The organism is Mycobacterium sp. E796 (assembly GCF_001672815.1).
GTDB lineage: Bacteria > Actinomycetota > Actinomycetes > Mycobacteriales > Mycobacteriaceae > Mycobacterium.
In genome coordinates, this window is sequence record NZ_LZKK01000231.1 from 1 (window position 1) to 850 (window position 850).

1 protein-coding gene is annotated in these 850 nt (G+C 66.6%); it reads left to right on the forward strand.

Going from position 1 to position 850, the window contains the following annotated elements; genetic code table 11:
- On the forward strand, positions 1-850 hold an 850-nt coding region (secD, locus tag A5706_RS16905; RefSeq protein ID WP_068132619.1), incomplete at both ends, for a protein translocase subunit SecD.

Below are 850 nucleotides of genomic sequence, written 5' to 3' on the forward strand. Positions count from 1 at the left end.
GACCCGCGTAAAGACCTCGCCGACCGCATCGCCGAGGAGAAGACCTGGCGGCAGAGCACCCGCCAGGGCATCCAGTTCCTCGCCCTGCAGTTCCAGGCGACCCAGTGCGACAAGAAGGACGACATCCTGGCCGGCAACGACGACCCGGCGCTGCCACTGGTGACCTGCTCGACCGACCACAAGGTCGCCTACCTGCTGGGCCCGTCGATCATCAGCGGCGACCAGATCGCGGACGCCACCGCAAGCCAGAACCAGCGCGGCCTCGGCTACGTCGTCGACCTGCAGTTCAAGCCCGCGGCGGCCAACACGTGGGCGGACTTCACCGCCGCCCACGTCGGCACCCAGACCGCGTTCACGCTGGACTCCCAGGTGGTCAGCGCCCCGATGATCCAGGAGGCCATCCCAGGCGGGCGCACCCAGATCTCCGGCGGGCAGCCGCCGTTCACCGCCTCCACCGCCAAGCAGCTGGCCAACGTGCTGAAATACGGGTCGCTGCCGCTGTCCTTCGAATCCTCTGAGGCCCAAACCGTCTCGGCGACATTGGGATTGACCTCGCTGCGGGCCGGGTTGATCGCGGGCGCCATCGGCCTGGCCCTGGTCCTGCTGTATTCGTTGCTCTACTACCGCCTGTTGGGTTTGCTCACCGCACTGTCGCTAGCCGCGTCCGGCGCAATGGTTTTCGCGATCCTGGTGATCCTGGGCCGCCAGATCAACTACACCCTGGATCTGGCGGGCATCGCGGGTCTGATCATCGGCATCGGCACCACCGCCGACTCGTTCGTGGTGTTCTTCGAACGCATCAAAGACGAGATCCGCGAAGGCCGTTCGTTCCGATCCGCGGTACCACGCG